At 66.4% G+C, this 21,438-nt stretch carries 20 protein-coding genes; 4 read left to right on the top strand and 16 right to left on the bottom strand.

Translation table 11 applies throughout. The features are described 5' to 3' along the window. The first annotated feature begins 88 nt into the window (after nt 1-88). Nucleotides 89-1,078, top strand: coding sequence for a Bug family tripartite tricarboxylate transporter substrate binding protein (locus AC3FLX_RS12690; protein WP_488696964.1), 990 nt, complete (start codon nt 89-91; stop codon nt 1,076-1,078). 38 nt (nt 1,079-1,116) lie between these two features. On the opposite strand, the gene AC3FLX_RS12685 is transcribed toward AC3FLX_RS12690, so the two are convergent. Then, nucleotides 1,117-1,734 (bottom strand): LysE family translocator, encoded by a 618-nt coding sequence (locus AC3FLX_RS12685; protein WP_488696963.1) that lies wholly within the window; start codon nt 1,732-1,734, stop codon nt 1,117-1,119. 63 nt (nt 1,735-1,797) lie between these two features. Next, nucleotides 1,798-3,363 carry an EAL domain-containing protein gene (locus tag AC3FLX_RS12680; RefSeq protein ID WP_488697345.1) on the bottom strand — a complete coding sequence of 522 codons (1,566 nt, stop codon included), beginning with the start codon at nt 3,361-3,363 and terminating at the stop codon, nt 1,798-1,800. A gap of 379 nt (nt 3,364-3,742) precedes the next feature. Between AC3FLX_RS12680 and AC3FLX_RS12675 the strand changes: the two genes are divergently transcribed. Next, nucleotides 3,743-4,159 (top strand): VOC family protein, encoded by a 417-nt coding sequence (locus AC3FLX_RS12675; protein WP_488696962.1) that lies wholly within the window; start codon nt 3,743-3,745, stop codon nt 4,157-4,159. A gap of 34 nt (nt 4,160-4,193) precedes the next feature. Here AC3FLX_RS12675 and AC3FLX_RS12670 read toward each other — a convergent pair whose 3' ends face one another. From AC3FLX_RS12670 to araD, 5 genes are all read right to left on the bottom strand, one after another. Further along, nucleotides 4,194-5,030 carry an intradiol ring-cleavage dioxygenase gene (locus tag AC3FLX_RS12670; RefSeq protein WP_488696961.1) on the bottom strand — a complete coding sequence of 279 codons (837 nt, stop codon included), beginning with the start codon at nt 5,028-5,030 and terminating at the stop codon, nt 4,194-4,196. 99 nt (nt 5,031-5,129) lie between these two features. Continuing rightward, nucleotides 5,130-6,068 carry a 2-hydroxyacid dehydrogenase gene (locus AC3FLX_RS12665; RefSeq protein ID WP_488696959.1) on the bottom strand — a complete coding sequence of 313 codons (939 nt, stop codon included), beginning with the start codon at nt 6,066-6,068 and terminating at the stop codon, nt 5,130-5,132. A gap of 41 nt (nt 6,069-6,109) precedes the next feature. Further along, nucleotides 6,110-7,078 (bottom strand): Bug family tripartite tricarboxylate transporter substrate binding protein, encoded by a 969-nt coding sequence (locus AC3FLX_RS12660; protein ID WP_488696958.1) that lies wholly within the window; start codon nt 7,076-7,078, stop codon nt 6,110-6,112. Nucleotides 7,079-7,188: 110 nt separating this feature from the next. After that, nucleotides 7,189-7,908, bottom strand: coding sequence for a ribonuclease activity regulator RraA (locus AC3FLX_RS12655; RefSeq protein WP_488696956.1), 720 nt, complete (start codon nt 7,906-7,908; stop codon nt 7,189-7,191). A 10-nt stretch (nt 7,909-7,918) separates the two neighbouring features. Then, nucleotides 7,919-9,658: an L-arabinonate dehydratase gene (gene araD, locus AC3FLX_RS12650; protein ID WP_488696955.1), complete on the bottom strand. Its 1,740-nt coding sequence runs from the start codon at nt 9,656-9,658 to the stop codon at nt 7,919-7,921. 152 nt (nt 9,659-9,810) lie between these two features. Here araD and AC3FLX_RS12645 point away from each other — a divergent pair, with 152 nt between their 5' ends. Together AC3FLX_RS12645 and AC3FLX_RS12640 are read left to right on the top strand one after the other, a co-directional pair. Beyond that, nucleotides 9,811-10,512, top strand: coding sequence for a GntR family transcriptional regulator (locus AC3FLX_RS12645; RefSeq protein ID WP_488696954.1), 702 nt, complete (start codon nt 9,811-9,813; stop codon nt 10,510-10,512). A gap of 156 nt (nt 10,513-10,668) precedes the next feature. Next, nucleotides 10,669-10,926, top strand: coding sequence for a helix-turn-helix domain-containing protein (locus AC3FLX_RS12640; RefSeq protein WP_488696952.1), 258 nt, complete (start codon nt 10,669-10,671; stop codon nt 10,924-10,926). 27 nt (nt 10,927-10,953) lie between these two features. On the opposite strand, the gene AC3FLX_RS12635 is transcribed toward AC3FLX_RS12640, so the two are convergent. The 9 genes from AC3FLX_RS12635 to fliF all read right to left on the bottom strand — a co-directional run bounded on the left by AC3FLX_RS12635 (nt 10,954) and on the right by fliF (nt 21,300). Next, complete coding sequence (locus tag AC3FLX_RS12635) at nt 10,954-12,405, bottom strand: SLC13 family permease (protein ID WP_488696950.1); 1,452 nt, start codon at nt 12,403-12,405, stop codon at nt 10,954-10,956. Nucleotides 12,406-12,532: 127 nt separating this feature from the next. Further along, the gene (alkB, locus tag AC3FLX_RS12630) at nt 12,533-13,195 is read right to left on the bottom strand and encodes a DNA oxidative demethylase AlkB (RefSeq protein ID WP_488696949.1); all 663 of its coding nucleotides are present in this window, start codon (nt 13,193-13,195) and stop codon (nt 12,533-12,535) included. Nucleotides 13,196-13,230: 35 nt separating this feature from the next. Next, nucleotides 13,231-14,256 carry an alpha/beta fold hydrolase gene (locus tag AC3FLX_RS12625; RefSeq protein WP_488696947.1) on the bottom strand — a complete coding sequence of 342 codons (1,026 nt, stop codon included), beginning with the start codon at nt 14,254-14,256 and terminating at the stop codon, nt 13,231-13,233. 112 nt (nt 14,257-14,368) lie between these two features. Continuing rightward, the gene (locus tag AC3FLX_RS12620; protein WP_488696945.1) at nt 14,369-15,865 is read right to left on the bottom strand and encodes a flagellar hook-length control protein FliK; all 1,497 of its coding nucleotides are present in this window, start codon (nt 15,863-15,865) and stop codon (nt 14,369-14,371) included. A gap of 16 nt (nt 15,866-15,881) precedes the next feature. Further along, nucleotides 15,882-16,334: a flagellar export protein FliJ gene (fliJ, locus tag AC3FLX_RS12615; protein WP_488696944.1), complete on the bottom strand. Its 453-nt coding sequence runs from the start codon at nt 16,332-16,334 to the stop codon at nt 15,882-15,884. Beyond that, nucleotides 16,327-17,778 (bottom strand): flagellar protein export ATPase FliI, encoded by a 1,452-nt coding sequence (gene fliI, locus AC3FLX_RS12610; RefSeq protein WP_488696942.1) that lies wholly within the window; start codon nt 17,776-17,778, stop codon nt 16,327-16,329. The genes fliJ and fliI overlap by 8 nt, the downstream gene beginning before the upstream one ends. Continuing rightward, on the bottom strand, nt 17,771-18,634 hold the full coding sequence (gene fliH / locus AC3FLX_RS12605) for a flagellar assembly protein FliH (RefSeq protein ID WP_488696941.1): 864 nt from the start codon (nt 18,632-18,634) through the stop codon (nt 17,771-17,773). The genes fliI and fliH overlap by 8 nt, the downstream gene beginning before the upstream one ends. Then, nucleotides 18,621-19,634 (bottom strand): flagellar motor switch protein FliG, encoded by a 1,014-nt coding sequence (fliG, locus tag AC3FLX_RS12600; protein WP_488696940.1) that lies wholly within the window; start codon nt 19,632-19,634, stop codon nt 18,621-18,623. The genes fliH and fliG overlap by 14 nt, the downstream gene beginning before the upstream one ends. Further along, the gene (gene fliF, locus AC3FLX_RS12595) at nt 19,621-21,300 is read right to left on the bottom strand and encodes a flagellar basal-body MS-ring/collar protein FliF (protein ID WP_488696939.1); all 1,680 of its coding nucleotides are present in this window, start codon (nt 21,298-21,300) and stop codon (nt 19,621-19,623) included. The genes fliG and fliF overlap by 14 nt, the downstream gene beginning before the upstream one ends. Nucleotides 21,301-21,438 lie beyond the last annotated feature (138 nt).

Below are 21,438 nucleotides of genomic sequence, written 5' to 3'. Positions count from 1 at the left end.
CGTCCGGGCTGGCGCACACGGCGCGGTCTCCGTAGAGTCTTGGGGCTAACGATTCAAAATATTCCAACGATTCCTGCAGGAGACTCGCATGACCCCACGCATGCCGCGCCGCGTCGCGCTGAAGGCTTTTGGCGCCATCGCACTGGCCGCCGCTTCCACGACGGTTGCCTTTGCCGCCGACAACTGGCCTTCCAAGCCGATCACGCTGGTCGTGCCGTTCGCCTCGGGCGGCACCACTGACATCATCGGGCGCGCGGTAGGTCAGCGGCTGGGCGAGGCGCTCGGCCAGCCCGTGGTGGTCGATAACCGGCCGGGAGCCGGTGGCACGATCGGCGGGGCGCTGGTGGCGCGCGCCAACCCGGACGGCTACACATTCCTGCTGGCCACGGTGGCGCATACGATGGCGCCCGGCATCTACAAGACGCTGCCGTATGACTTCCAGAAAGACCTGGAGCCGATCGGCATGGTGGCACTGACGCCGAATGTGCTGATCGTCAATCCGTCGATTCCGGCCAAGACCGTGCAGGAACTGGTGGCATACATCAAGGCCAACCCCGGCAAGGTCAACTATGGCTCGGCCGGTATCGGCAGCACCGAGCACCTGTCAGGCGAGCTGTTCCGCTCGTTGACCCATACCGATATCTCGCACGTGCCTTACAAGGGCGGCGCGCCGATGATGACGGACCTGATGGGCGGCCAGATTCAGATGGCCATCGAGACCAGCCCGTCGGCCAACCCGCATATCAAGAGCGGCAAGGTCAAGGCGCTGGCCGTCACATCGGCAAAGCGCTCGGCCGCCTATCCCGGTGTGCCGACCGTGGCGGAAAGCGGCGTGGCTGGTTATGAGGTCACCACGTGGTACGCGCTGATGGCGCCGCATGGCACGCCGGAGCCGATCCGTCAGCGCGTCAGCGCGGAACTGGCCAAGGTGTTGAAGCAGCCCGACGTGCAGAAGCGCTTTGACGAGCAGGGCGTGACCGCCGGCGAAATGACGCCGCCGCAGCTGGCCGCCTTCATCAAGACCGAAACCACCAAGTGGACCAAGGTGGCCAAGGATTCGGGCGCCAAGGCGGAGTAAGCCGGCAACGCCCTGTCTGAAGCGATGAGCCGCGCGGCTTACATCGCGCGGCGAATCTCCGATACGCCAAACGCGGCCAGCACCAGCCCGGCCACGCGATCGATCCACAGGCGCAGCCGTACGCCCAGCGCATGGCGTGCGCCGGTGACCATCGCCACCAGCACGCACCACCACGCAATCGATCCGCAGAACACGCCCATCACGGTCGTCATGGCAATCGACGTGGAAAACGGCTCACGCGGTGCCAACGTGGCGAACAGCGCCGCGAACATGATGATGGTCTGCGGGTTGGTCAGCGTCAGCAGCAGCGCACTTGCGAATGCACGCAATCCGGACCCATTGCCACGCAACGTGGCCACCTGTTCGGTCGGCTTCTGGAAGAACGTGCGCAGACCCAGATAGAGCAGGAACAGCCCCGCGGCAATGTGCAGCGGCTTGTCGTAGGCCAGCATGAATTGCGATACCCCCACCAGCCCCAGCGCCGCCACGAATCCGTAGACGGCATCGCCGCAGGCAATGCCAAAGCCGATGGCCAGGCCAGCGCGCGGGCCGTCGGTCAGCGTGCGGCGGATGCAGAGCATCCCCATTGGGCCGACGGGCGCGGCAACGGCCAGGCCAACACCGGCGGCGGTCAGAAACAGGGCGGGCAGGGACATGACGGGCGTCTCCGTGAATCGTAGTGGTTTGTCGTTGTTGGATGTCTTCGCCGATTCTATCGGCTAGGCCGCCGCCTGCGGGACCGCCCGTGCCAGCAGTTGCGCCAGTTCCACAGCCGGTACCGGGCGGCCGAACAGCCAGCCCTGACCGTAGTCCACGCCCTGGGCGCGCAGGAAGTCGGCCTGGGCGCGGTCTTCGATCCCTTCGGCCACGACCTGCAGCCCCAGCGATTGCGCCATCGCGATGATGTGCGGCGCCACGGTGCTGGACGCCGCTTCCTGCCCGATCGTGTCGACGAACGACTTGTCGATCTTCAGTGCATCGACCTTGAAGCTCTGCAGGTATGACAGGCTGGAATAGCCGGTGCCGAAATCGTCGATATAGACCGGATGACCCGCATCGCGGAATGCCTGAATCGTGTCGCGTGCGACGTCGGGTTCCAGGAACCCGCGCTCGGTGGCCTCGATGCGGATCTGGTCCGGCGATATGCCGGTGCCGCGCAGGCGCGCGGTCAGCACGCTCAGGAAGCGGCGGCTCTTGAGGTCTTCCACGCCGACGTTGATCGATACGTAGAACGACGGATGCCGGCGCAGCAGTGTGCCAAGTTCCGCCAGAACGATGTCCAGCACCTGGTCGGTGATCTGCTGGATCAGGCCGGCGTTCTCGGCCATCGGGATGAACAGGTTCGGACGCACCAGCCTGCCATGCCGGCGCCAGCGCACCAGCGCTTCCACACCCACGGGCTGGTTGTCGGACAGCGAGACGATGGGTTGGTAATGCACGGCCATTTCGTGGCGCCGCACTGCACCACGCAGTTCTCCCTCCAGGCTGAACCGGCGCGTGGCGCGCCGCCAGACCAGGATGCCCAGTGGCACGCCCGCAGCCAGGCCCACGCCCAGTCCGCCGACGAGCAAAGCCTTCCAGTTGGCCAGAAGTGCCGTGCGCGGGGCAAGCACCACCAGGGCCAGCGGCATCGTGCGCGACTTGCGCAGCACGATCGATGCATCATCTTCGTTCGTGGCCTCGCCACCGGACCCATACGCATGATCTGCGTACGCGCGTTGCAGCCGTGCCAGGCTCGCACCTTGCGACATCGCGAAAATGCGCCCCGCATCGGTCTGCACGGCGGCCAGCATGCGCGACTCCCGGTCCACCACATCGACAAAGGTCTGCGGGTCCAGGCCGACATAGCTGCCATTGCGGCCCAGCAGCATCGAGCGGCGTGGCGCGGCAAACGGGTTGGGCTGGTCGAACCAGTAGTCCAGGCCGTCGGGGGTGCGCCAGTCCGGCGGGGGCAGGATGAACTGGTCCGCTTCCACGGCGCCCAGCAGTGCCGAGCACAGCCGCTTGCCACCCCGGTAGGCGCCGGCATCCTGGATGTGACGATAGGTGTAGGTGATGCGCCGCATCTCAACGAGGTGCGACGACGAGCACGGTTCCTCGCGCAGCGATTCCAGATCCTGCAGGGCGTTCAGGGCCTGCGTCATGACCGTTTCGGCGCGCGTGACCGCGGCGTCCGCAAACACGCTCAACTGCTCGGATTCGCGCCGGTTGGCTTCGAGCTGGGCCATGAACACGCCGATCCCCACCGGGAACAGCGTGGCCAACGTCGCCAGCACGATTGTCACAACCAAGAACCAGCTGCGCTGCATCGGGAGCCCTCAGGAGACCGCGCCACGAAAGGCGCCTTCCCATTCACAAACCGGATATGAAGTGTTGCCCGTCCCGGCCGCTCCGCGGCCGGTGCCTGATACCTGGGGTGGGGTCTTGCGTTGCTGCACCACAAAATCACGCGCCTGCTCTGGGGAGCATAGCTAACAATCGGGAATCATGTCTGGTACTTTGGCTGTGTTCCTGCATTTCCGCCGGGCGCGCGACTCCCGAAGGCAACACGTGCCTTGCCACAGGGTAAGGGAAATTCGCCTACGCCCGGATTCATCCCGATGGCGGGGTGGTGGGGTGGCGCACAGTGATCGCGGCGATGCGGGTGAACCCACGGGAGCCAATATGACAGATGCCAATACGACGCGCCCGGCATGGCGCTTCGACCATCTCAACGTTTCGGCCGGCAGCCACAAGGTGCTGGAGGACTTCTTTGGCGGCGTGATGGGCCTGCGGCCCGGCTACCGGCCGCCGTTCCCGTTTCCGGGAGCGTGGCTGTACGCCGGCGATCAGGCCGTCATCCACGCGGTGGACGATGCCCGGCTGGATGCAGGTACCGGCGCGCTGCAAGTGGGCCATATCGCGTTTCGCAGCGACGGCCCGGCGGCGCCGGTCATCGCCAGTTTGCGAGACAGCGCGTGGCCCTTCCGCGTGGCACGGGTGCCGGCGGACAACACGCTGCAGATTTTCGTGTCGCTGCCCGGCGGACTCGTGATCGAACTCGACATGCCTGACGACGGCGCGTCCGATATCGGCGGGTGAAGAAGACGCCTACGTCCTACGACGGGGAACGGAACTACGACCGGAGACCCGGCACGATCGCCGTCACACGTGCGTCGCCGTCGATCTTGGTGTGCGCCCCCTGACCCGGCGGCGCGTCGGGCGGCGGGCCTGGCGGGAGCGATTCACGTGGTGCCGCTACTGCCGGGTCGATCACCAGCGTAAGCGTGGCGATATAGCGGTCCTTTGCCTCCCGCACCGCGCCAAGCACGGTGTCGCCGGCCCGCAGCGCGATGCCGTCGTTGCTGTTCAGCGTTTCGCGTACATGCCTGCGGCGATAGGCCGGCAACTGCGTGTACAGGTATTCGCTGAGCGCATCGGGCAGAAAGCACTGCGTGGTCAGCATTGCACGGTTGCCGTCGATGACCTTCATGTGCAGATGCGTGGCGCGGCCCTCGTACCATCCCGGATAAATCGTGCGGAACACGGCCACGCCATCAGCGCCTGCTTGCTGGCTGCCGCGCAGAAACGTTTGTCCCTTGGTGGAGACGGGCTGGTCATGGTCGTCGAACTGGCCCGCGTAGCCGGAGTACACGCCCGCGGCATTGCAATGCCAGAGATCGACCCGCTTGCCGGCAAGCGGGCGGCCATGCGCGTCGACCACCGTGAAGCGGACTTCGAGCGGCACGCCGCGCTGGCCTTCGGTGATGTCCTGGCGATGCTTGCCCGCATCGAAATAGAACGGTCCTTCCGTGGTCTGAGCCGTCAGTGGCAGCGTGATCGAACGCGATGGGGTTTGTGCGCTGGCCGGCGCCGTGCGCGACAGCGTGACCAGGCCAGCGCCGCCGAGCGCCGCCGCCAGCAGATGCCGGCGGCGCGACGCGGATGGCGGCCGCGAGGAGTTTTCGGGCATCGCTCGCTCCGTGTGGAAGTGGGATGCCCAGTGTAGCGCCGGGCCGCAGGCGCAGTATTTCCGCTCTGTGTCGACCCGGCTACGCTTTTGCAGATGGTTTCAGACCGCCGACTTCAAGACCGCGCCCGTGGCGAAGAAGCTCTGCAGGTTGTCGAACACCAGTCCGGCCATCGCGGCGCGCGTCTCGTGCGTGCCGCTGGCCACGTGCGGCAGCAGCACCACATTGTCGAGACCGAACAGCGCCTCGGGCACCTTCGGCTCATTCTCGAACACGTCCAGCCCGGCACCGGCAATGCGCTTGTGGGTCAGCGCGTCCACCAGTGCTGCCTCATCGACCACCGTGCCGCGTGCGATATTGATCAGGAAGCCCTGCGGACCCAGTGCCTTGAGTACGTCGGCGGACACCAGATGGCGTGTCTCGGGGCCGCCCGATGCGGCGATCACCAGAAAGTCCGCCCACTCGGCCAGCGCCTGCAGCGAGGGTTCAAAGCCATAGGGCACGCCGTCCTGCGCCTTGCGGCCGAAGTAGCGCACGTCCATATCGAATCCGCTCGACCGCTTGGCGATGACCCGCCCGATGCGGCCCATTCCGACGATGCCCAGGCGCTTGCCGCTGACGCGCGTGGTCAGCGGATACGGACCCTTGAGCCATTCGCCGCGGCGCACGTAACGATCCGCGGCGCTGACCTGGCGCGCCGCATCCATCAGCAGCGCAAAGGCGGTATCGGCCACGCAATCGTTGAGCACGTCGGGCGTGTAGCCCACGGCGATGCCACGCGCGCGCGCGGTATCAAGGTCCAGCTTGTCCAGTCCCACGCCAAAGCTCGAAATCACGCGCAGGTTAGGCAGGGTGGCCAGCATCGCGGCGTCCACGCCCGTGGCTGCGCGCGTGGTCATCGCCACGAACTCGCCGCCGTGTTGCGCCAGATAGGCGGCCGGATCGCTTTCGGCCCAGAGCGGGTGCACATCGAAATGCTCGGCCAGGCGCGCTTCGGTCTGTTCAGGGAGCCGGCCATGCTGCAGGAGGCGGGGTTTCATGCGAGAAGAGTCCTTTGTGATGGGAATGGCTGGGCGCTTGATCAGTCGGCGCTCAGGTGATTATCGGCGATGATCCTTGCGTAACGCTTGCGGTCGTTGGCGATGGTCTCGGCAAACTGCTGCGGCGTGCTGCCTACAGGAATCGCGCCCTGTTCGATCAACTGCTTCCTGACCTCGGGCATGGCCACTACCTTCTTCACGTCAGCGGCAATCTTGTCGACGATGTCCTTGGGCGTGCCGGCGGGCGCCAGCAAGCCTACCCATGAGCCCGATTCCGCGTTCTGGATTCCGGCCTCGGCCAGCGTCGGCACATCGGGCATCGATGGTGAGCGCACGTTGCCGGTCACGGCCAGTGCGCGCAGCTTGCCGGACTTCACGTGGCCGGTGGTTTCCAGGATCGACGCGAACAGCATGTCGACGTTGCCGGCCATCAGGTCCGTCATCGCCGCGCCGCCGCCCTTGTAAGGGACGTGCAGCATGTCGGTGCTGGTGGCCACCTTGAAGATTTCGCCGGACAGGTGTGGCGATCCACCGGTGCCCGAGCTGGCGAACGTGAGCTTGCCCGGCTTGGCCTTGGCCAGCGCGACCAGTTCCTTCGGCGTCTTGGCCGGCAGGCCCGGCGTCACCACGAGCGCGAACGGCAGCTCGGCCATCATCGTCACGGGCACGAAGCTGTCGGGCTTGTAGTTGAGCTTCTTGTAGAGGAACGGGTTGATCGATTGCGTGCCCACGTTGCCGGCCACGAGCGTGTAGCCGTCCGGTTTGGCGCGCGCGGTCAGCTCCAGGCCGACATTGCCGGCGGCACCCGGGCGGTTGTCCACCACGACGGGCTGATTCCAGATCTGGGCCAGTCGTTGCGCAACGAGCCGTGTGCCGATGTCGGTGCCGCCACCGGGCGTGAATGGCACGATGATGGTGACGGATCTGGTAGGCCATTCGCCTTGTGCGTGGGCGGCAAAGGCGGTGGTCACGGCAACGGCCGCGACAGCGATGCGGGCGATCTTCAACATGGGTTTGTCTCCTTGGTTTCTATATTTGTGATTGCACACCGTTGGTGTTTTGAAATTCAGTAGCCTTTGCTTCCGCGCCATATGCACATCGTTTGGCGCGGGAGAAACCGTCAGCGGCCGCGCGCCTTCCTCCACGCCGCGAAGTCTTCGCGCGCCTGTTCGGTCGTGGGCGGATAAAGCCCGATGATCGAGCGCCCGTTGCGCACTTCCTCGGTCACGAAGTCCTCGAACGCGGTCATCTCCACAGCTTCGGCGGCAATTTCCTCGGCCATGTGCCACGGAATGACGACCACGCCTTCGGCATCGCCGACCATCACATCGCCGGGAAACACCGCCACGTCGCCGCAGCCGATCGGCACGTTGAATTCCAGCGCCTGGTGCAGCGTCAGGTTGGTCGGTGCCGAAGGACGATGGTGGTACGCGGGCATGGCCATCTGCGCGATCTCGGGGGAGTCGCGGAAGCCGCCATCGGTGACGATGCCCGCGCCGCCGCGCTGCATCAGTCGCGTGACCAGGATCGACCCGGCCGATGCGGCGCGCGCATCCTTGCGGCTGTCGATTACCAGCACGGCGCCGGGCGGGCACTGCTCGATGGCCTGGCGCTGCGGATGATTCGGGTCCTGGAACACGGTGATCGGATTCAAGTCCTCGCGCGCGGGGATGTAGCGCAGCGTGAAGGCTTCGCCGACCATCGTGCCGCCGTCCGGATTGAGCGGCCGCACGTCCTGAATGAACTGGTTGCGCAGGCCGCGCTTGAACAGCGCGGTGCAGAGCGTGGCGGTGCTGACGGTCTTGAGCGCATCGCGCAGGCTGGAGCTGAGCTGGGTCATGTGGGTGGCCTCAGTAGATGCTCGGTTCGCCCACGGGCTCGCCGAAATCGGTTTGCAGGAAGTCGAAATCGCAGCCGTCGTTGGCTTGCCGCACGTGGCGCGAGAATATGTAGCCGTAGCCGCGCGCGTAGCGCGGGGGCAGTGGGGTCCACGCGGCGCGGCGCGCGGCCAGTTCTTCGTCCGATACTTCCAGGTGGATGCGCCGCTGATCGATGTCGACGGAGATCAGGTCGCCCGTCTTCACCAGTGCGAACGGCCCGCCGATGTACGCCTCCGGTGCCACGTGCAGGATGCAGGCGCCATAGCTGGTGCCACTCATGCGCGCATCGGACATGCGCAGCATGTCGCGCACGCCCTGCTTCACGAGCTTCTTTGGAATCGGCAGCATGCCCCACTCGGGCATGCCGGGGCCGCCCTGCGGGCCGGCGTTGCGCAGGATCAGGATGTGGTCGGCGGTCACATCGAGGTTTTCATCGTCGACGGCGGCCTTCATCGACGGGTAGTCGTCGAAGACCAGGGCCGGGCCGGTATGTTTGAAGAAGCGCTTCTCGCACGCGCTTGGCTTGATCACGCAGCCATCGGGCGCGATATTGCCGCGCAGCACCGCCAATGCGCCTTCCTGGTACAGCGCGTTCTCGCAGGTGCGGATCACGTCGTCGTTGTGCACCTCGGCACCGGCGATGTTCTCGCCGAGCGTGCGGCCCGTGACGGTGGGTGCGTCGAGCTGAAGCTTGTCGCGGATGCGGTTCATCAGCGCCGGCAGGCCGCCCGCATAGAAGAAGTCTTCCATCAGGTACTTGTCGCCGCTGGGCCGGATGTTGGCGATGACCGGTACGTGGCGGCTCGCGCGGTCGAAGTCGTCCAGCCCGATGTCGTGGCCGGCGCGGCGCGCCATCGCAATCACGTGGATGATGGCGTTGGTGGAGCAGCCCATCGCCATCGCCACGGCAATCGCGTTCTCAAACGACGCGCGCGTCTGGATGCGCGTGGGCGTCAGGTCTTCCCAGACCATGTCGACGATGCGCCGGCCGGCCTCGGAACACATGCGGATATGGTTGGCGTCGGCCGCCGGAATCGACGATGCGCCGGGCAGCGTCATGCCGATGGTCTCGGCAATGGCGGTCATGGTGCTGGCCGTGCCCATCGTCATGCAGGTGCCGTGGCTGCGCGCGATACCGCCTTCGATGCCGATCCACTCGGTCTTGCTGATATTGCCGGCGCGGCGTTCGTCCCAGAATTTCCAGGCGTCGGAGCCGGAGCCGAGCACCTGGCCCTTGTAGTTGCCGCGCAGCATCGGGCCGGCGGGTACGTAGATGGCCGGCACGCCGGCGCTGGTGGCGCCCATCAGCAGGCCCGGCGTGGTCTTGTCGCAGCCTCCCATCAGCGCGGCGCCATCGATCGGATGAGAGCGGATCAGTTCCTCGGTCTCAATGGCCAGCAGATTGCGGTAGAGCATCGTGGTCGGCTTGACCGAGCTTTCGGACAAAGAAATGGCCGGTAGCTCCACGGGGAAACCACCGGCCTGCAGGATGCCGCGTTTGACATCTTCCACACGCTGCTTGAAGTGCGAGTGGCATGGGTTGATGTCGGACCACGTATTGATGATCGCGATGAGCGGCTTGCCCATCCATTCATCGGGCGCGTAGCCCATCTGCATGATCCGCGAGCGGTGCCCGGACGAACGCAGGTCGTCGGGCGCGAACCAGCGCGCGCTGCGCAGCTGGTCCGGCGTCTTCTTCAGTGCCGTCATGTTGTCTCTTCCACTTAAGAACCCTGGTGGTCACTCGGTTGTACGATGACCGTTGTTTTCAGGAATTAAAGCACTAATATATTAGTACGTCAACGCGATCTGACCTGAGGCGCATGGGCTAGAATCGCGCCCAACGCATTGATTACCGACGCATGGCCGCCATCCTTCCGAATCCGTCCGCCCAGTTCCAGTTCGACCGCACGCGCCAGGCGGCGCCGCAGGTGTTCGAACATATGCGGGACCAGATCATCTCGATGGCATTGCCGCCGGGCACGGTGCTGTCCCGGCCGGAACTGGCGCTGCAGTACGGTATCAGCCAGACCCCGGTGCGCGACGCGCTCATGCGGCTGGCGGAGGAAGGGCTGGTTGACGTGTTTCCGCAGCACGCCACGCGCGTGAGCCGCATCGATGTGGCGCTGGCGCGGCAGGCTCACTTCCTGCGCAGGTCGGTGGAGGTGGAGATCATCCGGACGCTGGCGGCGTCACCTGACCCGGCGTTGGTGGAACGGCTGCGGGCTATCGTCGCGCGCCAGCAGCGCATGCTGGAACTGGACGACCTGGCCGAGTTCACCGCCAACGACCAGAATTTCCATCGCCAGCTCTATGAAGCCGCCGCCGTGCCCGACCTGTTCGGGCTGGTGCGCCGGCAGAGCGGCCACCTGGACCGTCTGCGCCGCCTGCACCTGCCGATCCCTGGCAAGGCCCATGCCGTGTTGCGCGACCATACCGCGATCGTCGATGCGATTGCGGCCGGCGACGTGACCGCGGCCGATTCCGCGCTGCGCGATCACCTGACCGGGACGCTGGCCAACGTCGAAGAAATCCGCTCGCGCTTTCGAGACTACCTGCGCTGAATCTGACCCGGCGTTTGTTTTTGACAACGGCGCCGCGCGAATCTACGCACTGCATGGGTATTGGCAGCATCTCCGCATTCGTCAATGACGAAGAATTTGTCGATTGCTTGCGGATATTGATAGATTCCAGATGTACTTACTGCCGGGTAGACCAAGATGTCCGCCAGAGTCACCATTACCAGCAGCGATCAACTGGGGCAGGTGCTCCAGGGCGCGCGCAAGATCGCCGGCCTGACCCAGGCCGACGCTGCCGCGCGGCTGGCCATCAGCCAGAGCCGCGTTTCGCATATGGAGCTGAACCCCGAGACCATCAGCGTGGCGCAACTGCTGGCGCTGCTCGGGGCCTATGAGCTGGACCTGATCATCGAGACGCGCGCCGTGAGCGACGATCTGCTCGAGAAGCTCGAATGGTAGCGGCCAGCCACCGGCCGGCCCTGGCGATCAGGGCAGGTAGCCCAGCAATTTCCACCAGAAGTAGTCCAGCGGCAACAGCACCACGATCGTGAACGCGGCCATTGCCAGGCACAGCCGCGTGCCATGCCTGAGTCCCACACCGCCCAATTGCATCGCAATCACGATCGGCGGCGACTGATAGGGAAAGAACACGGTCGAGAACACCGGCACCTGCAGCATCAGCACCGTTTCCAGCGGCAGCCCCGTGGCGGTCGCCAGGTCGCGCGCCAGCGGCGTGAGCACGGCCGGCAGCGCGGGCAGCGTCGACATCATTCCCAGTACCGCACCCATTGCGCCGATCGTGCCGACGTTGGCGGCCGTGTGCCCCGGCGTCAGCGGCAGCACATGCAGCAGCCCCGCGCTGATGGCGCTGCCCAGTCCCGTGGATTCGACCACCGCACCCAGGCCGAGAAAGCCCGCCACGTAGATGAGCGGCACCAGGTGCACCTGTTCGGTCAGTGCTTTTGGCGATACCAGCCCGATCCCCGGCAGCAGGCATACGATGCACGCCGCGAGCGAGATCCAGGCCGGCGAGATGCCGTGCCACGCATCGGTGGCGAACCCTGCCACGGCCAGAGCCAGGATGATGGCAAGCGCCCGCTCCTGCGACCCCATTGCGCTCTGGGTGGCCGGCGGTTGCGCGGGCATCGGGCCATTTTCGGGAAACAGCTTGCAGATCATCCAGATCAGCAGCACGGTCTTGAGCACGCCAAGCACCGGGAAGTGCAGCAGCAGATAGCTGCCGTAGCTGAGGTTGATGTGATAGAGCGAGCTTGCCGCGCCCAGTAGCACGCTGTTCGGGATATTGGCTGGCAGGATGGCGGTCGGCGGCATGTAGCTGGCCAGTGCCACGGTCAGCACCATGCCGATGCGGCCATTCGATCCCGCCGCAAAACCAAGCCGGTCCGCCAGCGCCAGGACAATCGGCATCAGCAGCAGCACGCGGCCCGTGGTGGACGGCATCAGGAATGCCAACCCCACGGCACTGAGTGCCACCGTGGTGATCACCTGTGGATACGTCCCCACGCGCTTGTGAAAGATGATGTCCGCCAGCCGCAGGGCCAGGCCGGTACTGCGCAGCGCCACGCCGGTCACGGCGCCGCCGAACATCAGCCACCAGGCGGTTGATGTAAAGCCCGAGAACACCACCGTCGGCGGTGCGATGTGAAACACCACGGCGGACAGAAAAAACAGCAGCGTGGCCGTGGGTTCCGGCAGCACGCCAATCGCCCAGCAACTGACGGTCGACAGGACCAGCGCGCCGGCCCAGATCAGCGCGGGTGGCGCATGCAACGCGCTACCCGCGATCCATACGGCACTGATACAGGCGCCAATCAGCAGGGCGGCGCGGATGGAATCGGCAGGGCGGCCTGCAAGGGGTGCTGGCTTGGGAGGCGGGGCGTCGGGACGTGCGTCCGCACGGCCGGGGGTGGCTGACATCTGGGATTGTCTCGCTGGCCCGGCTGCAAGTTGCCGCGCGGGTCTTGTTTTATGAGCGGAAGTGCTGAGTCGCTATCGTAGGGTTGTATTAGAAAGCAGGCAACTGCCGCGTGGCACCACCAGCGTCCTAGCGCGTCTTGCGGAACGTCAGATTGATCCGCTCGCTGCCAGTAAGTGTGTGATCACCTGCCGCCAACGGTGCAATGCCGTGATACACGAGCCGCGAGGGCCCACCCCACACCACCACATCGCCGTGCGCCAGCCGCACACGCGCCGGACGGTCGGCCCTGCGCAGCCCGCCCCAGAGAAAGATGGCGGGCAGACCCAGTGACACCGAAACAATCGGCGCCCGCAGATCCAGTTCATCCCGATCCTGATGCAGCGACAGCCGCGTACCGGGCAGGTAGCGGTTGATCAGGCAGGCATCGGGTCGGAAGTCGGGATACCCGGCTGCCTTTGCCGCATCATGCGCCAGCTTCCGAAACGACGCGGGCATCGGCGGCCACGGCCGATCCAGATCGGGATCAACCTCGTCATAGCGGTACCCGGTGCGATCCGACACCCAGCCGCGCTCCCCGCAATTGGTCATGGCCACCGACATGCGTAGCCCGCCCGGCGTAATCAGATGCCGAAACGGTGAGCTGGTGCTGACTTCGCCGACGGCCTTCAGCAGGTCCGGCCCAACCTCGCGTGCAAAGCCACGCAGGACGAAGGCGCCAGGGCCAAGGGCTTCACTGGCGGGCGGCGTGTCGGGGTCGGCAGGGAGGGCGTCGAAGAGATCGAAGGTCATGATGACCGCACATCGGAGAGGCAACGCCCATGAATTTAGCGCACCTTCCCCATCCCCTCCAGCAACGCCTTGTGGAACGCCACCGGGTCCTGCATTTGCGGGGCGTGGCCCAGTTCGGGGAATTCCACCAGCGTCGTGTTCGGGATGGCCTTGGCCGTGAGCTTCGCCAGTTCGGGGTAGCGGCCAAGCGTCGGCTGCACCTCCGGCGGCGCGGCGTCCTTGCCGATGGCGGTGGTGTCCTTGTCGCCGATCATCAGCAGCGTGGGCGCCTGGATCGCCCCCAGCTCGTAGACCACGGGCTGGGTGTAGATCATGTCGTAGAGCAGCGCGGAGTTCCAGGCCACGCGCTGCTTGCCGGGGCCGCGGTACATGCCGGCCAGCATCTGCACCCACGGTTCGTACTCCGGCTTCCACTCGTTCACGTAGTAGGTGGACTTTTCGTAGTTCCGGATACGGTCGGCCGTGGTGTTCAGTTCACGTGCGTACCACTGGTCCACCGAGAGTGATGGCACACCTTTGGCCTTCCAGTCTTCCAGGCCGATGGGGTTCACCAGCACCATCTGCCGGGTCTCGCGCGGGTACATCAGCGCATAGCGCATGGCCAGCATGCCGCCCGTGGAGTGGCCCATCACAGTGACGTCGCGGATACCGATCGATGCCAGCAGGTCGTGCGTGTTGCGCGCAAGTTGCTGGAACGTGTACTGGTACTGCGCGGGTTTGGTCGATTTGCAGAAGCCTATCTGGTCCGGTGCCACCACGCGGTAGCCGGCGCCGCTGAGCTGACGGATCGTCTCCTGCCACGTGGCACCGCAGAAGTTCTTGCCATGCAGCAGTACCACGGCGCGGCCGTTCGGCTTCTCGGGCCTGATGTCCATGAACGCCATTTCGACGGGCTGGCCTTGCGACGTGAACTTGTAGCGCTGGACCGGATACGGATAGTCGAAGCCTTCGAGTTCGGGGCCGTAGGCCGGGCCGTCATCGGCGGCGTGGCTGAGCGGGGCGGTCAGCGCGAGCGCTGCAAGCAGGATCGGACGAACGAGGGGAGGGCGGCGGCTTGGCATGGTCGGGCTCGGCTTGTGCATGAGGGGCGCACAAGTGACCATGCCGGGGCGGACGAAGTTCCGCTGAAGTACCCCCGCTCCCACGTCGTGAGAGCGGGGCAAACACCACGTGTCAGGCGAAGGTATCCACTTCACCGCGTGCCAGCGGACGCGGGGTGCGCGGCGTGGCGGCGACCGGCGTGGCCGGTTCATTGCCGAAGTTCATGGCCTGGCCAAAGCTGCCGTTGCTGGCCTGACGCTGCTGTTGTTGCTGTTGCTGGCCACCCGAGTTGGCCTGGGCAAAGCTGTCGGCGCCAACCGAAGTCTGGCCGAGCTGGATGCCGGCTTCGGCCATCGACGTGCGCAGTTGCGGCAGCGCTGCTTCCACTGCGGCACGCACCGCCTGATGGGGCGATACGAACTGCGCCTGGGCCTGATCGTTGACCACGTTCAGCACCACTTTCAGCGGGCCAAGGTTGGGCGGGTTCAGATCCAGTTCGGCGGTCTGGTTGCCCTGCGTCGACAGGCGCACCATCTGCTGGCCCAGCGCTTGCGACCACTGGCTGTCGGCCACGTTCGGCGCGATGACCGGGCGTGCTGCAGCGGCTGCCGCGGTGGCCTGGGCCGTATGGGCCGGCGCTTGCGCCGCGGCCAATGCGGAAGCGATCGTTGCGGCGCTGCTGCTATTGGTGGCGCCGGTGTCCGCGGCTTCGCCCGTACGTGCGCTGGCCTGTGCGGCCGCGAACGGCGTGGTGGGCTGCTGCGTCGGCTGGGCTGCCTGGTTGCCATCGGGAGTGGTCAAGGCAGGCTGGTTCGAATGCCCCAGATTGGCCTGCTGCTGGCCGGCGCCCTGGCCGCGTGCGTCCTGTGCCGAGGCCTGGGGCAGCGTGGTGCTGGCCGCCGCGATCTTGTCGGCAGTCGTAGGGGTGTTGTTTTGCAGCGTGGCCCGCTGCTGGGCGATCAGTGCCAGCGTGTCCGTCGGGCTGGGCGTCGTGCCCTTTGCGGCGGTGTCGATGGTGGCGGCCGGCAGTTGCGCATCGACCTGGGCCTGCAACGCGGCGGCGTCGGCGGCCGGGTCGGCTGCCTTGGTGGCCGTCGCGGCTGCGGCTGCGGCAGCGGCAGCGGCTGCCGTTGCGGCGGCTTGTGCCGCGCTCTGCGCCGGCAGCGTCGGCAGGGCATTGATGACGGCGGCGTCGGCGCTCGCGGGGTTGGCCGCGGCGGTGGTCGGCGCGGGCGCGGGCTGGTTCAGCAGCGCGGCTGCGGCCAGAGCCGCGGCGGCTGCGGCAGCATCGCTCGATACGGTGTCATCGGCCTCGTCTTCGGCGGCGGCGTCGTCGGCTTGCGTGCCCTTGGCTGCAACCTTGCCGCTGTCCTTCTGCGGCGGCGCGTTGTTCGCCGCGGGCTGCTGGGGCTTTTGCGCAGCGGCGTCCGTCGATGCGTCGGCCTGCTTGCCGTCCTTCGCGGGCACCTTCGCCTGCGGTGCGGCCGGCGCGGCCTGCTTGCCGTCCTGGCGCGCGCGGGAGAGCACGTCGTGGAACACGTTGGCATCGGCATTCTTGCCCGCCTCTGGCGACTTCAGGTTGCTGAGGGCGGCTGCGGCGTTGCCGACAATCTGGCTGATATCGATCATTGTGGGTATTGGCAGATCAGTTCTGGCCGCTTGCCGGCTGGCGGGCGATGCGGGCGGCGTATTCGTCGTTGGCGCGCTGTTCGCGGCGCGTGGCAATCTGTTGCTCGCGTACTTCCGCGCGAGTGATCAGGGTGTCGAAGGAATTCTGGCGGCGCTTCTCTTGCTGCCAGTGCGTGCGGCCCGCCAGCAGGTCGGCCTCGGCCTTGGCCAGCGTCGCGGTCTGTTGGCGGATCGCGTGGTCGAGCGAGTCGAGAAAGCGCGAAAAATCATGCCAGCGGCTCGACGTCATGCCCTCCGCGGCAATCGCCTGCATGCGCGCGCGATATTCGTGGCGGTATTCGGTCAGCGCATTCAGTTGCTGCTCGGCCTGCGTGCGCAGCCCCTGCAGGCGGCCGAGCTCGCGCGCGGCCTTGTCCGTGTTGTCCTGTGCGATGTCAGCCAGCGTGTTCAGCGGAGAAGTCTTAGACATGATGTGTTGCTCCGATGGTCGCGTGCAGCTGGGCAATCGACGCCTCATAGTCGGCGCGCTCGTGGATGTCCTGCTGCAGGAATGCCTCCATGCGCGGATGCAGGCGAATCGCAAGATCCAGCTCCGGATCGTTGCCGGGCACATAGGCGCCGACGCTGATCAGGTCGCGATTTCGCTGGTAGCGCGACATCAACTGCTTGAACCGCCGCACGGAGGCAAATTGCGGCGGCTCGATCAGTGCGGTCATGGCGCGACTGATCGAAGCTTCCACGTCGATGGCCGGGTAGTGGCCGGCTTCGGCGAGACTGCGTGACAGCACGATATGGCCGTCCAGAATGGCTCGGGCCGAGTCGGCGATCGGGTCCTGCTGGTCGTCGCCTTCGGTCAGCACCGTGTAGAACGCGGTGATCGAACCACCGCCTTCGGGTCCGTTACCCGTGCGCTCCACCAGCGTCGGCAGCTTGGCGAACACCGAAGGCGGATAGCCCTTGGTGGCGGGCGGTTCGCCGATGGCCAGCGCAATCTCGCGCTGGGCCATCGCATAACGGGTCAGCGAGTCCATGATCAGCAGCACGTGCTGACCCTTGTCGCGGAAATACTCGGCCAAGCGCGTGGCATAGGCGGCGCCCTGCATGCGCAGCAGCGGCGAGCAGTCGGCCGGCGCGGCCACCACCACGGAACGCTTGCGGCCTTCCTCGCCCAGGATGTTCTCGATGAATTCCTTCACTTCGCGGCCGCGTTCGCCGATCAGGCCCACCACGATCACGTCGGCGTTCGTGTAGCGGGCCATCATGCCCAGCAGCACGGACTTACCCACGCCGGAGCCCGCGAACAGGCCCATGCGCTGGCCACGGCCAACGGTCAGCATGCCGTTGATCGCGCGCACGCCGGTATCGAGCACCGTTTCGATCGGGGCACGCATCAGCGGATTGATCTGCGCGCCGGAAAGCGGTACTTCGCTGGCGGCGTTGATCGGGCCGAGGCCATCGAGCGGACGTCCGGCGGCATCGAGCACGCGGCCCAGCAGGCCATCGCCCACGGGCAGGCGCTTAGAACCGGGTTCGCGCGGGGCGCTCACGCCCTTGGGCAGCGGCGACGGTTCCAGCGGATAGACGCGGGCGCCCGGTACCAGGCCGGCCACATCCGACTGCGGCATCAGGTAGAGGCGATCGGCGCCAAAGCCAACCACTTCGGCCTCGGCGGTGCGCGGACCGCCGTGCGAATGCTGCCCGCCCGGTAGTTCGATCAGGCAGTCGCTGCCAACCGGCATGCGCAGGCCCACGGCTTCGAGCACCAGGCCGGCAGCACGTGTCAGACGGCCGCAGGTGCGCTTGCTGTCGATCTCGGTGATGCTCGACGACGCGGACGCCAGCGCTTCGCGCCAGCGGCCCGTGTGTGCCGCCGCGGCGTCGGTGTCGTGTGCCGTGGCCTGGGACTCATGCATGCGGCGGCTCCCACGGATCGTTGCGGCCCAGTGCCTTGATCACTCGCTCCCAGCGCGTGCGCAGCGTGCCGTCGAGCTCGCCGCTCGCGGCACTGGCGATGCAGCCGCCGCGCGCCACGGTGGCGTCGGCGCGCAGCGTCCAGCCGGCGGCTTGCAGCTCGCCTTGCAGGTGCGTTTCCACCAGCGCGACGTCATCGGGGTTGAGCAGCAGGCAGGGGGCGCCGGAGAGCGGCGGTTCGGCATTGATCAGCTCGCGTGCGGCAGGCACCAGCGCGGCCGGGTCCATTTCCATCGTCGTGCGCACGAGCTGGCGCGCCACATCGAGCGCCAGAGAAATCAGTGCGTCGGAGATTTCCGTATCGACGCGGCCCAGCGCGTCGCGGAAGTTGCTGGCCAGTTCCTGCAGGCGGGCCGCTTCGCTGCGGGCCGATTCCAGGCCGCGCGCGTAGCCTTCGCGGTGGCCGTCGCCGTAGCCCTGTGTCTGACCCTGGGTATAGCCTTGCGCGTAGCCTTCCTTGCGGGCGCCTTCGCGCATCGCATCCAGCGCCGCGAAGTCGATCGGCGGCGGGGGCGGGGGTTCGACCGGCAACTGCGCGGCCAGCACTTTCTTCAGTGCATCGCGCGGGTCCAGCGATTCGGGCTGCCAGCGCTTCCAGGCGTCGCCGCCCATATGGCTGCGCACGGGCGGCTCGAAGCCCTGGAATCCTTCGTCGCTGTGGTGGACGTTGGTCAGTCCACCGTTCAGGCCGCTGGAGAGACCGCCGGTGCCCTGCGGCGCGCTGGGCGCGCCGAAGAATCCGGGGTCGCCGCGGCCTGGGCCGCGCCCTGCGGCAAAGCCGCGCTCAAACGTAGGCATCGTCGCCTCCGCCAATTTGGATTTCGCCGGCCTCGGCCAGGCGTCTCACCACCTGCAGGATGGCCTTCTGCTCGGCCTCGACCTGCGACACACGCACCGGACCCAGAGCTTCCAGGTCCTCGCGCAGCATTTCGCCGGCACGCGTCGACATGTTGCGGATGAACTTGTCGCGCAGCTCCTGCGGTGCGCCCTTGAGCGCAACGATGAGCGATTCCGTGGCGATTTCCTTGAGCACGCGCTGGATACCGCGTTCGTCCACTTCCAGCAGGTTCTCGAACAGGAACATCTCGTCGATGATCTTCTGCGCCAGGTCGGCGTCGTGCGTGCGCACGCCGTCGATGACCGCTTCCTCGTGGGCCGTGCTCATCAGGTTGATGATCTCGGCCGCCGTGCGGACGCCGCCCATGCGGCTGCGCTTCAGGCTCTGGCCCGCCAGCAGCTTGGTCAGCACATCGGTCAGCTCCTGCAGCGCGCCCGGCTGTACGCCGCCGAACGTGGCGATACGCAGCACCACGTCGTTGCGCAGACGCTCGGTGAAGAAGCCGAGCACTTCCGACGACTTCTGGCGGTCCAGGTGGATCAGGATCGTGGCGATGATCTGCGGGTGTTCGTCCTTGATCAGCTCGGCCACCGTGGTGGCTTCCATCCAGTTCAGCGAGTCGATGCCGCCGCCCGGGTCGCGGGCTTCCAGGATGTCCTCGATCACCGACAGGGCGCGTTCCTCGCCGAGGGCCTTGTTCAGCACGCTCTTGATGAACGAGCTGGAGTCGACGTTCAGCGCCAGGTACTGCTCGGTCTCGCCGCGGAATTCGGCCAGCACCTCGGCCATCTCCTCGCGGGTCACGGCCGACAGGTTGGCCATTGCCGAGCCAAGTTGCTGGACTTCGCGCGGCGACAGATGCTTGAAGACCTCGGCGGCCGAATCCTCGCCCACCGCCATCATCAGGATGGCGCTCTTCTGCAGGCCCTTTTCGGGGGCTCCCTTGTTAGCCTTCGTCATTTGCCATCCAGGTCTTGATTACGCTGGCGACCAGGCGCGGGTCGCGTTGCGCGGCGTCGCGCACCAGGGCGAGATCGCTTTCGTATTTCGCGGCCAGGCGCAGCACTTCCGGATTGGTTTCTTCTTCCGGCGGCAGCAGCACGGCCTCTGCAGTGGCAGATTCCGAGGAGTCGGTGGTGGCGGGCAGCGGCGGCGCGGTGTACTTGCGCAGCACCGGGCGTGCCACCTTGAACCACAGGAACACGGCCAGCAGTGCCAGCAGCAGGTAGCCGACGCCGGTCTTGGCCAGGTCGATCATTTGCGGCTGCTTCCACAGCGGCAGTTCCGGTTCCGTCTTGGTGTCGGACGTGAACGGGCTGTTGACCACGTTCAGCGAGTCGCCGCGCTCGGTCGAGAATCCCATCGCTTCCTTGGTCAGGTTCTCGATCTGGGCCAGTTCCTTGGCGGACAGCGCTTCAGTGATGGGCTTGCCCTTGGCGTCGACCTTGCTGCGATAGTTCACGACCACGGCCACCGACAGGCGCTTCACGCCGCCCGGAGCCTGCTGCACGTGGCGCACGGTGCGGTCGAGTTCGTAATTGGTCGTGGCGTCGCGGCGGTTGCTGCTCGGGCCGGTCTTCTCGGCGGTCTGCGTAGCCTGATTGGCCTGGGCAGGCGGATTCGGCTGGCCGGGCTGGCGCGGCGGTTGCGGCGTGGTCACCGGAGCCACGGCGGCGGCAGGCGGCTGGTTCGACAGCGCGCCGGGCACGCCGCCGACGGCCGAGCCGCCCTGCTGGTTCGATTCGCTGGTCTGCTGGCTGCGGATCGCGGACTTCGTGGGGTCCTGGTTCGGCTTGAAGCTTTCGTCGGTATGTTCCACCGACGAGAAATCGATATCGGCCGTCACCTGGGCGTGGACGTTGTCCTTGCCGAGGATCGGGGCCAGGATCGATTCCACGCGCTTGACGTAGCTCTGTTCCACCTGCTGCACGAACTTGAGCTGGGTGGCGTCCATCGAGCGGTCGCTGGTGCCCGACAGCAGGTTGCCGTGCTGGTCGACGATCGAGATCGACTTCGGGGTCAGTTCCGGAACGCTCGACGACACCAGGTGCGTGATCGCGGCCACCTGGCCTTCGTCGACCGCGCGGCCGGGGTAGAGCTGCAGCACCACCGACGCGGTGGGCTTCTGGCGCTCACGCACGAACAGCGTGGGCTTGGGAATGGCCAGGTGCACACGGGCCGACTGCACGGCGCCGATCGATTCGATCGAGCGTGCCAGCTCGCCTTCCAGGCCGCGCTGGTAGTTCACCTGCTCGGCAAACTGGCTGATGCCGAACTTCTGGTTATCCATCAGTTCCATGCCCGTGGTACCGCTCTTGGGCAGGCCCTGGCTGGCCAGGCGCAGGCGCGTCTCGGCCACCTTGTCGGACGGCACCATCACCGCACCGCCGCCTTCGGCGAACTTGTACGGCACGTTCATCTGCTGCAGCGACTGGATCACTGCACCGCCGTCGCGCTCGGACAGGTTGGTGTACAGCACCTTGTAGTCCGGCTGGCGCGACCACATGACGCCCACGGCGATGGCGGCGACCAGCGCCGCGCCGCCCAGCATCATGGGCAGGCGCGGGTTGCCCTTGAGCTTGTCGACCAGGGCTGCGCCGTTCGGCAGGGTGGCGGCCGCGTTCATGCGCGCGTCTCCGGCTTGGCCGGGCATACCCTGCCCTTACCACTCAGGCCTTCGCTGCCGTTATTCATTTCGGCACGGCTCACATTACGCTGCAGACAAAACACGCGCACTCTCCGCGATAGTTGATGTTCCTCGGGC

It is taken from the genome of Cupriavidus sp. 291-E7, from assembly GCF_057798835.1.
The sequence above is the reverse complement of the archived record's forward strand: the minus strand, read 5'-3'. Positions and strand labels throughout refer to the sequence as shown.

Excerpts from the sequence above, each read along its gene's own strand:
- AC3FLX_RS12690 (WP_488696964.1), top strand. The coding sequence starts at position 89 with ATGACCCCACGCATGCCGCGCCGCGTCGCGCTGAAGGCTTTTGGCGCC.
- AC3FLX_RS12640 (WP_488696952.1), top strand. The coding sequence starts at position 10,669 with ATGTCCGCCAGAGTCACCATTACCAGCAGCGATCAACTGGGGCAGGTG.
- araD (WP_488696955.1), bottom strand. The coding sequence starts at position 9,658 with ATGACGGCACTGAAGAAGACGCCGGACCAGCTGCGCAGCGCGCGCTGG.
- AC3FLX_RS12665 (WP_488696959.1), bottom strand. The coding sequence starts at position 6,068 with ATGAAACCCCGCCTCCTGCAGCATGGCCGGCTCCCTGAACAGACCGAA.
- AC3FLX_RS12625 (WP_488696947.1), bottom strand. The coding sequence starts at position 14,256 with ATGCCAAGCCGCCGCCCTCCCCTCGTTCGTCCGATCCTGCTTGCAGCG.
- AC3FLX_RS12670 (WP_488696961.1), bottom strand. The coding sequence starts at position 5,030 with ATGCCCGAAAACTCCTCGCGGCCGCCATCCGCGTCGCGCCGCCGGCAT.
- AC3FLX_RS12635 (WP_488696950.1), bottom strand. The coding sequence starts at position 12,405 with ATGTCAGCCACCCCCGGCCGTGCGGACGCACGTCCCGACGCCCCGCCT.
- AC3FLX_RS12620 (WP_488696945.1), bottom strand. The coding sequence starts at position 15,865 with ATGATCGATATCAGCCAGATTGTCGGCAACGCCGCAGCCGCCCTCAGC.
- fliI (WP_488696942.1), bottom strand. The coding sequence starts at position 17,778 with ATGCATGAGTCCCAGGCCACGGCACACGACACCGACGCCGCGGCGGCA.
- AC3FLX_RS12645 (WP_488696954.1), top strand. The coding sequence starts at position 9,811 with ATGGCCGCCATCCTTCCGAATCCGTCCGCCCAGTTCCAGTTCGACCGC.
- AC3FLX_RS12685 (WP_488696963.1), bottom strand. The coding sequence starts at position 1,734 with ATGTCCCTGCCCGCCCTGTTTCTGACCGCCGCCGGTGTTGGCCTGGCC.
- AC3FLX_RS12655 (WP_488696956.1), bottom strand. The coding sequence starts at position 7,908 with ATGACCCAGCTCAGCTCCAGCCTGCGCGATGCGCTCAAGACCGTCAGC.
- alkB (WP_488696949.1), bottom strand. The coding sequence starts at position 13,195 with ATGACCTTCGATCTCTTCGACGCCCTCCCTGCCGACCCCGACACGCCG.
- AC3FLX_RS12660 (WP_488696958.1), bottom strand. The coding sequence starts at position 7,078 with ATGTTGAAGATCGCCCGCATCGCTGTCGCGGCCGTTGCCGTGACCACC.
- fliH (WP_488696941.1), bottom strand. The coding sequence starts at position 18,634 with ATGCCTACGTTTGAGCGCGGCTTTGCCGCAGGGCGCGGCCCAGGCCGC.
- fliF (WP_488696939.1), bottom strand. The coding sequence starts at position 21,300 with ATGAACGCGGCCGCCACCCTGCCGAACGGCGCAGCCCTGGTCGACAAG.
- fliJ (WP_488696944.1), bottom strand. The coding sequence starts at position 16,334 with ATGTCTAAGACTTCTCCGCTGAACACGCTGGCTGACATCGCACAGGAC.
- fliG (WP_488696940.1), bottom strand. The coding sequence starts at position 19,634 with ATGACGAAGGCTAACAAGGGAGCCCCCGAAAAGGGCCTGCAGAAGAGC.
- AC3FLX_RS12675 (WP_488696962.1), top strand. The coding sequence starts at position 3,743 with ATGACAGATGCCAATACGACGCGCCCGGCATGGCGCTTCGACCATCTC.